Below are 8,798 nucleotides of genomic sequence, written 5' to 3'. Positions count from 1 at the left end.
AAGAAATGAACTGGAGAATGTACGCACTCTACTCCTTACCCTAACCTACCAATCGAACGTCCCCCCTTAGTAAACCCATCCAGCACTGAAAATACCACCCCCAAACCTTTTCCCAAAAAACTAAACAATATGAAGCGGTTGGTCGATATAAAAGGCGAGAATCATTTATCCTTTCTATTGGGGGTTAGACAGGTGGTTACGGAAATCGCACGCACTTCTGCCGGAGTTTTTGACGTTCAGTTGCAACAATCGACGGGGACAACGGCCAAAGATTTTCAAAATCCAAATGACAAATCGACCGACATCCGCATGGGGCAAAGTGATGGTGAACGCAAGACGACGGAAGAAGCCATGCGGAAAGCCGTAAACATCATGAATCAGCTGATTTCCCCGCATCATACGAGTCTACATTTTGCCTTTCATGAAAAATTGGACAGGTACTACGTACAAATCATCGATTCAGATACAAATGAAGTGATTAAAGAAATCCCGCCGAAAAAGTTCTTGGATGCCCATGCGGCAACGCTGGAACTGCTCGGATTTTTAGTCGATAAACGGATATGACGCAAACGAAAAAAATCTTTAATTTTTATTCCTAATAAATAACGCTCAGGACATGGATTGTGAGATGTTGAACGCGTGAAAGGAAGGGATAGCCATGACCGATCCAGTGAGTTCAAGCTCCACCACCCAATTTTTGCTTCCGGGCAATACGAACCGGATGTTTGGCCTTGCGAGTGGACTCGATATTGACAGTATCGTCGGGAAACTCATGCAGGCGGAGGAAGTGCCGCTGAACCAACTCAAGCAACAGCAACAGCTCCTCCAATGGCAGCAAGACGACTACCGCAGCATGAACAGCCTGTTACTTGATTTGTATAATACGACCTTTGATATGACACTGCAATCGTCCTACCTCGCCAAAACCGCGCAATCAAGTGATGAAACCGCGGTGTCTGCCGTTGCTTCGACAAATGCCGGTAACGCTTCCTATCAGATTACGAGTGGAACAGTGGCCAAAGCCGCCAGTATACAAAGCGCGCAGCTCGGCGCGGGTTTTGATCCTAATAAGAGCCTTTGGGAAAATCGCGGAGCTTTGGCCAATGGCAGCAGTTTTTCTTATACGGAAGTAGATGTCGTGAACAAAGACGTTTCCGTAGCGGCAGATGGCACGACCTTCAGCCTCGGCGACCAGTACCTTTTAAGCACCGGTTTTTCAAACACCGTGGAGGTTAAAGATTCATCTGGAACCGTAACGGGAACATATAACGTTTATTTTGATGAAAACGCCTATAATGCGGATCCGAGCACGAAGAAAGTGTTCGTCAACGCGACGACTGGAGAAATGACGTTCGGCGAAACACTCGCTGCCGGAAGTACCATTAATATTGCCTCGTATTCCTATGCAACGAATATCGATCTTAGCGCAACCATTACGGCGGCTGATGCTAATGGGAATTTAGTGACGAAAAATTTTTCCTTTACAGCCGATCAAACGCTAAACGATGTGATTAATGCGATAAACAGCTCAGGGCTGAACGTGACTGCTTTTTATGGGGGCGGAAACCGAGTCTTGTCTATAACCAACAAAAATACAGGGAATTTAAGCACCTCGTCGCCTGAACTATTCGTATCCGGAACGCTGTTGAATACGAATTTGGGCTTTTCAACCCTAGGGGCAGAAGGTGCGGATGCGACCTTGACAGTGAATGGGGCAACGCTCACTTCCCGGTCCAATACGGTCACGGTGAACGGGGTCACTTTTACGATAAAAAAAGATTTTACCTCGCCTGTCTCTGTCAGCATCACGGACGACAGTTCCGCGGTTTTCGATAAAATCAAAGCATGGGTGGATAAATATAACGATACGATTCAAAAAATCAACGATAAATTAAATGAAAAACGCTATCGCGATTATCCTCCGCTTACGGATGCCCAGAAAAAAGAAATGAGCGATAAAGATATTGATCTGTGGAATGAAAAAGCGATGAGCGGAATGCTAGCCAATGATACGATTTTGCGTTCCGGCTTGGATCAAATGCGCACGGACATTTATTCCGCTGTAAAAAGTGTGGCGGATTCGGCATTTGACCAGCTTGCTGACATCGGCATTACCACATCCTCGGATTATACCGAAAACGGCAAGCTCATTATTGACGAAACGAAGCTGAAAGCAGCCATCGCCGCAAACCCGCAAGCCGTCATGAACCTTTTTACAAATAGTGGCGACTCGGGAGGTACGAAAGTCTATGATAATGAAGGCATCATGCAAAGACTTAAAGACACGATTAAGAAGACGATGGACAATGTGTACCAAAAAGCCGGTAAAGACACGTACACGTATGATCAATATTCTCTCGGGAAGATGATCCACGAATACGATGACCGCATTGCTGCCATGATGGACCATTTAAAAGACGTCCAAGACCGTTACTATGCGCAATTTACCGCGATGGAGCAGGCGATCCAACAAGCCAATATGCAAGGGGCATTTCTTTTGTCCAATTTTGGTGGCGGGGCATAAGCCCTCATAGCCGCCTGAGATGATACCTCTTTCTTTTGTGTTAGGGTCTTATGCTAGGAAGTTTGTGCTTGTTTCGATTTTAAGCTATGGGAGGGGAGCCCGTGAAAGCGAATCCTTATAAAGCCTATGAGCAAAATTCTGTGTTGACGGCGACACCCGGAGAACTCACGCTCATGCTTTACAACGGCTGTTTGAAATTTATTCATCAAGGAAAAAAAGCGATTGAAGCCAAAGATAACGAAGCGAAAAACACGAATTTGCAAAAGGCCCAGAAAATTATTCAGGAGCTGATGGTTACCCTGAATATGGATATCCCGATTTCCAAGGAGCTTTTGCCGCTTTATGATTACATTTACCGCCGCTTGATTGAGGCGAATGTCAAATCTGATACAGCGATTTTGGATGAAGTGGATGAACTCGTGACCAGTTTTCGCGATACATGGAAGGAAGTCATTCAGATTACCCGGCAGCAAAACCACCGCACGAGCAAGGTCGGACAAGCATGACTGGCAAAAGCTCGGGTTTTCACCAGCTCGTCAACGACCTCTCGGAGAAATCAGAAACGCTCCTCAGCCATCTGAAAGAAGCGGACGGCCGCAATCATTATGAAGATGCTTTTATTGAAAAAATCCAGCGCCTCCTCGCAGAACGCCAGACTGTCATCGATGCCCTGCAACATACCGCTGAAAGCGAGGGCGATTTAAAGACGTGGGCTGCGGCCAATCTTTCGAAGGAAGAACGCGCTTCGCTCATTGACTTGGAAAAAGCCATCGCCGAACGGCTGCGGCAAATTTTATTGAAAATCCAACAAAGCCGCCAGCTTTTACATCAAAAGCAGCGGACAAGCCAACACTATCGCCATCCCTACTCCAACATACCCCGGGATGGTATGTTTATCGACCAAAGAAAATAATCCCTCCAGCGGGTTGGTTAGGCATCGTCCGCGGCGATCGGGGCATTTCTTTTAAAAAACTGGGCTGCGGCAAATCTTTCGAGGGAAGAACACGCTTCACCCATCGCTGTGGAAAAAATATCGCAGAACGGCTTCGGCAATGCCTGAGTGAAGTTGTTATAAGAAAATTTTTCCGCGGGCATAACGCCCGTTTTTTTCTTTTTTTCGACGCTATTCGACTTTGAAACTCAAAAAAAGTTTTGATGTTTATTTGCTAGAAAATAAGTGCATAAATAGGATGAATCCAAGGCTATCCCTAGTTTTTACGGCTTGCTTGCGAAATATTATGATAAGAAATAAAAAGTTTTTTTGTTGGGGGTTAGAGGGATAAAGGCCAGCCGTGTCGAATAAATATTATATAAACTGCAAAGGAGGAGTTCTCATGAATTTCAACATTCGTGGTGAAAACTTGAAGGTGACCCCCCCTCTTCGGGAGTATACCGAAAAGAAGATCTCCAAATTGGAGAGGTATTTCAACACACCGCTTGCTACCGATGTGAACGTGAACATGCATGTTCATAACAACGAGCAGGTCATTGAGGTCACGATTCCCATGCAAGAACTTCTTTTGAGGGCGGAGGTTGCGCATGAAGACATGTACGCAGCCATCGATCTCGTTGCGGAAAAACTGGAAAGGCAAATTCGCAAGTACAAGACGAAGATCAACCGCAAAAGCCGACAATTCCACAGCAGTTTAAAGGGAGGCCAATTGGCTGTTTCCGGCTCGAATGCCACTTACCTGAAATACGATGAGGAAGAAGAGGAATTCGAAGTCGTCCGCAAAAAGCGGTTTAACTTAAAGCCAATGAATGTTGAAGAAGCGATTTTGCAGATGGACATGCTTGGACATGATTTCTTTGTCTTCTCCAATGCAGAAACCGGCGAAACGAATGTCGTTTACCGCCGGAAAGACGGAAAGTACGGTTTGATCGAGCAAGAATCCTGACAAAAAGTGACATTCCCTCCGACCAAGATGCCCTGAGCGCATTTAGCATGAGGTAAGCATGTGTAGAAAGAACGACGTGGCGTGCGCTTCATCAACGGCGCACTGAATAGATTGATTGTTCAACACGTACCGAGTGCACAGCTCTTTTGGCTGATTGGCGGCAAATATAAAACCAAACCGGCGCGGGATCACCTGCGCCGGTTTTTTACTGGTGAAAATAGGATTACAACTATGGCCAGTATAAGGGCAACGAAGGCTTGGTCTTCACTCTAAAAGCTCGTTCGGCGTACCAGCTTTGACGGTATTACATCGCAACGAAGCCTTTGCCTTTACCCCAAAAGGCTTGCACCGGTAAACTAGCATAAGCGTAAGTGTAACTGAGGAAAATAAGAGTTAGAAATGTAAAAAAACTGGAGCGTATGCACAATTTCAAAGCAGAACGGCATATAAAATGAACAAAAACCGCATTTATGCTCATTTTTCAGCTGGAAGAACCACAAAAATGAGCAGACGCTCCACAATTTGGAAAAAACACAATGAAATATGTAAAAAACTGGAGCGTATGCACAATTTCAAAGCAGGACGGCATATAAAATGAGCAAAAACCGCATTTATGCTCATTTTTCAGCTGGAAGAACCGCAAAAATGAGCAGACGCTCCATATTCTGGAAGAACCACAGTAAAATATGTAAAAAACTGGAGCGTGTGCGCAATTTCAAAGCAGAACGGCATATAAAATGAGCAAAAACCGCATTTATGCTCATTTTTCAGCTGGAAGAACCGCAAAAATGAGCAGACGCTCCATAATGTGGAAAAACCGCGGCTAAATTTGTAAAAAACTGGAGCATGTGCGCAGTTTTAAGGCAGAGCGGCATAGAAAATGCGCAAAAACGGCTTTTATGCGCAATTTCCAGCATGGAAGGCTGTGAAAATGAGCAGACGCTCCATAATGTGGAAAAACCGCGGCTAAATTTGTAAAAAACTGGAGCATGTGCGCAGTTTTAAGGCAGAGCGGCATAGAAAATGCGCAAAAACGGCTTTTATGCGCAATTTCCAGCATGGAAGGCTGTGAAAATGAGCAGACGCTCCATAATGTGGAAAAACCGCGGCTAATTTTGTTAAAAACTGGAGCGTATGCACAATTGCAAGGCAGATCGCCATAAAAATTGAGCAAAAACACAATTTATGCTCATTTTTCTGCAGGTAAGGTCGTGTAAATGAGCAGATGCTCCAGATAATGGAAAAACAAGCACCTAAAATGTATAAAACTGGAGCTCATGCACGCAAAACTCGGCATGTTCCTAATCCATAAAGGACCGGGTCTATGTCCGTTTTTTCATAAAGTAAGAGAAAGATCGACTACAAGTGTCATCTTTCAGATTCATAATAAGTTTTATTGTTTATCTTTCTCTATTTGCTCAATGAGTTTATCCACTTTGCCTCTAAGTTCGTTAAGTTGATGATTGAATTTTTCCCTTTCATTTTTCTTTTTTTCAAAGTATCTAACAATTAAAGGCGCACACATAATTAGTAATAAGATGAGTAAGATCCCCAATTTTCCTACCCCCATATTTTTTCTTTTGCCCGAACTCTCTTATATTAGTAAGAAAGTATACAATTTTCAGTCCAACATAAGGCCAAGGAAGGCTCTGCATTCGCCGATAGGTTTAGCAGAGTAAAAATATAGAATATCCGGCCGGCCATGGTGAAGCGGACAGAGGTGCCCCATCCTCCTAGCTTTTCAATAGAAGATTCAGTTTTCTGAGTCGGCGTTTCCGCTGTTTGCGTCAAATGCCCCGCCGTCTCCTAGCTTCTCAACAGGATATTCAGTTTTCTAAGGGCTTCTGCCGCTTTCTCCAGTTGCTCGGGCGTGTCGGCTTCGAGGGTATGCAAATGCACGCCTTCCGTCAATTCCGAAAGCAGTGATGCTTTAGTCTCTTCCAGCTTGTGAAGGAATTGGTCGACTTCGTGGCGGTTTTTAAGCATCAATGAGCCGGTCAGCTCCCCGTAAATCGGGTGTTCGACGATGACATTTTGCACCGTCACACCAAAGTCAACGATCGTGTAAAGTTCCGCAGCGGTTTCTTCATATGTATGTTTTACGGCAATGATTTTTTGATGCTTCTGTTCGATTTTATTAGATAAATAAAGGTAACCCCTAGAAGTGGCGATGATTGGTTCGCCGCTTGCTTTTAATAATGAAATGTCTTGTACGATGACTTGGCGGCTGACGTTCGTCCTCTCGGCAAGGGCTTGGCCGGTTAACGGCTCCTTCGAGGTTTTCAACCATGACAGAATGAGATTGCGCCTTTTCTCACCTAAAATTTTATCCCCTTGGTCGGGCAATTCCGACACCCCCAAATCCGTATTCTGCTATCCATTATAACGGAACAGCCCCACCGCAAACAAAAAAATTGTAAAAACAGTTGTCAATTCAAAGTGAGTGTGCCAATATAATGTAAGACACATGTAAAGTTTTTTGGGTATAATATGCTCAATTCTTCACAATCTTATTATTGTGTCTTAAAAAATCAAAAGGAGAGGAAACAAGTTGCCAAAAACGAGAAAGTTTTGGCTGTGGATGGAAGCGCTCGTTATTTTACTAGCTCTTATTCTTCCTTATACCGTTTTCCGAAACGTACACGCTTGGTACGGCAGCTTCCTATGGTGGACGCTCGTCGGACTTCTCACCGTTTTTATTAATTTTATGATGACAAAAGATTGGGGTAAGGACGAATGAATACAGCATGGGTTTGGACGGGACTTGTAATCTACATGATGGTTGGGCTAATCGTCGCCGTGCTGTCTAGGGCGAATAAGCAAACCGATATGGCCGGCTATTTTGTTGCGAATCGCAAACTTGGCGGCGTGGTTTCTGCGCTTAGTTATAGCTCTACGACCTACAGCGCCTTTATGATGGTCGGGCTAGCTGGTCTGACCTATAAAGGCGGTGTCGGGGCGCTTGGTTTTGAAATCATTTATTTTACAGGGGTTTCGCTCGTTGCGATTTTCGGGCCGCGCTTTTGGTTGGTCGGGAAAAAATTTGGCTACGTGACACCGGCAGAAATGGTCGGCGATCGTTATGACAGTAAAGCAACCGCTGTAGCTATCGCCCTTGTTAATTGTCTGTTTCTCATTCCGTACAGCGCCGTCCAGCTGATGGGCATCGGTTATTTGCTCGACGGGCTAACGGCTCACCATATAACCTTTATGACCGGCGTCGTGATCGCCACAATCCTAACTATTATTTTTACACTGTTTTCCGGTATCCGGTCTGTCGTTTGGACAGACTCCTTGCAAGCGCTGATTATGATTGTTTCATCGACGGTTGTCGTGATCGTAGTTATTGCCAAAATCGGCGGTTTCGGGGAATTTTTCGGTTCCTTACAAACCCGCCATCCTGAAGCGCTTGTCGTGCCCGGTAACGGCACTTTTAGCTTCTTGTCCTTTTTGGGGCTTGCGGTACCGTGGTTTTTCTTTAGTCTGTCCAATCCGCAAGTCAGCCAGCGTCTGTTTATGCCCAAAAATTTTAAAGGTTTAAGGCAGATGCTGATCGGCTTTTTAATTTTTGGTTTTATTTATACGATCGTCTCCGTTCTGTGGGGATTTTCGGCATTATCCATGTTTCCCAGTTTATCAAATCCTGATTTAGCGACACCAAAACTTTTGTCTTCAGACCTCGTGCCGCCGGTATTAGGCGTCATTGTGATGATCGGGATTTTTGCAGCGGCTATCTCGACGATCGAATCGATTTTACTCACATTATCCTCGCTCTTTTCGCGAGATGTCTACGGCCGATTCGTGCGTGATGAGAAAAAGCAGTTGACGGTCGGTAAAATCGTCATTCCGGTTATCGCTGTGCTCGCTTTTCTTTTTGCACAGTTAGATCTGAACCTCATTGCCGTTTTGTCTGTCGCCTCATCTGCCGGGCTGATCGTTGTTGTTCCAGCCACAATCGGCGCCTTTTTCTGGAAAAGAGGTACAGCCGCTGGTGCCTTCAGTAGCATTGTCGTCTCGGCACTGGCCGTCCTCCTCCTTCAATATAAAGGGTGGACACCGCTAGGTCTTGCCGCTGGCATTTGGGGATTAATTCTGTCAACGGTCCTGTTTATCATCGTCAGCCTGTTGACAAAAGCGCCAGCTGAAAAAGCTAGGGACTTTCTCGGCAGTATTAAAAATCCTGAATAAAATGGGTGCCGTGGAGCTGGGTGCTTCGCCGTTGTTTGTTCCGGAACTTTGGGAGCGGTAACGACGAAAAGCACCCGGCTCTTTTTAATGATAGATTCGGAGAAACGTCGGTGCTGCTAAAATGGCATAACCAGCAGTTTTTGCTTTACAACGCCAAATACATATAAAAATGAAACCAAAATTCCCGT

Annotated in this window: 9 protein-coding genes; 7 read left to right on the top strand and 2 right to left on the bottom strand. The window is 45.1% G+C overall.

Features of this window, described 5'->3' with window-relative positions; translation table 11 throughout:
* Positions 1-192: 192 nt before the first annotated feature.
* From flaG to hpf, 5 genes are all read left to right on the top strand, one after another.
* Complete coding sequence (gene flaG, locus H532_RS19245; RefSeq protein WP_051263394.1) at positions 193-564, top strand: flagellar protein FlaG; 372 nt, start codon at positions 193-195, stop codon at positions 562-564.
* 94 nt (positions 565-658) lie between these two features.
* Complete coding sequence (locus tag H532_RS0116385; protein WP_038112813.1) at positions 659-2,524, top strand: flagellar hook-associated protein 2; 1,866 nt, start codon at positions 659-661, stop codon at positions 2,522-2,524.
* 101 nt (positions 2,525-2,625) lie between these two features.
* Positions 2,626-3,030, top strand: a complete 405-nt coding sequence (fliS, locus tag H532_RS0116380; RefSeq protein WP_027726358.1) for a flagellar export chaperone FliS — start codon at positions 2,626-2,628, stop codon at positions 3,028-3,030.
* Positions 3,027-3,437 (top strand): hypothetical protein, encoded by a 411-nt coding sequence (locus tag H532_RS0116375; RefSeq protein WP_027726357.1) that lies wholly within the window; start codon positions 3,027-3,029, stop codon positions 3,435-3,437. The genes fliS and H532_RS0116375 overlap by 4 nt, the downstream gene beginning before the upstream one ends.
* A gap of 421 nt (positions 3,438-3,858) precedes the next feature.
* Complete coding sequence (gene hpf / locus H532_RS0116365) at positions 3,859-4,422, top strand: ribosome hibernation-promoting factor, HPF/YfiA family (RefSeq protein WP_027726356.1); 564 nt, start codon at positions 3,859-3,861, stop codon at positions 4,420-4,422.
* A 1,393-nt stretch (positions 4,423-5,815) separates the two neighbouring features.
* Here the strand turns inward: hpf and H532_RS20475 are convergent.
* Together H532_RS20475 and H532_RS0116350 are read right to left on the bottom strand one after the other, a co-directional pair.
* Positions 5,816-5,977: a hypothetical protein gene (locus H532_RS20475; protein WP_155995085.1), complete on the bottom strand. Its 162-nt coding sequence runs from the start codon at positions 5,975-5,977 to the stop codon at positions 5,816-5,818.
* Positions 5,978-6,228: 251 nt separating this feature from the next.
* Positions 6,229-6,768: a transcription repressor NadR gene (locus tag H532_RS0116350; protein ID WP_027726354.1), complete on the bottom strand. Its 540-nt coding sequence runs from the start codon at positions 6,766-6,768 to the stop codon at positions 6,229-6,231.
* 205 nt (positions 6,769-6,973) lie between these two features.
* On the opposite strand from H532_RS0116350, the gene H532_RS19240 reads away from it, so the two are divergent.
* Both H532_RS19240 and H532_RS0116340 read left to right on the top strand, forming a co-directional pair.
* On the top strand, positions 6,974-7,162 hold the full coding sequence (locus tag H532_RS19240) for a hypothetical protein (protein ID WP_038112809.1): 189 nt from the start codon (positions 6,974-6,976) through the stop codon (positions 7,160-7,162).
* Complete coding sequence (locus H532_RS0116340) at positions 7,159-8,610, top strand: sodium:solute symporter family protein (RefSeq protein WP_027726353.1); 1,452 nt, start codon at positions 7,159-7,161, stop codon at positions 8,608-8,610. The genes H532_RS19240 and H532_RS0116340 overlap by 4 nt, the downstream gene beginning before the upstream one ends.
* Positions 8,611-8,798 lie beyond the last annotated feature (188 nt).

Source organism: Tuberibacillus calidus DSM 17572, from assembly GCF_000430685.1.
Taxonomy (GTDB): domain Bacteria; phylum Bacillota; class Bacilli; order Bacillales; family Sporolactobacillaceae; genus Tuberibacillus; species Tuberibacillus calidus.
This window is presented reverse-complemented; position numbering and strand designations above follow the sequence as displayed.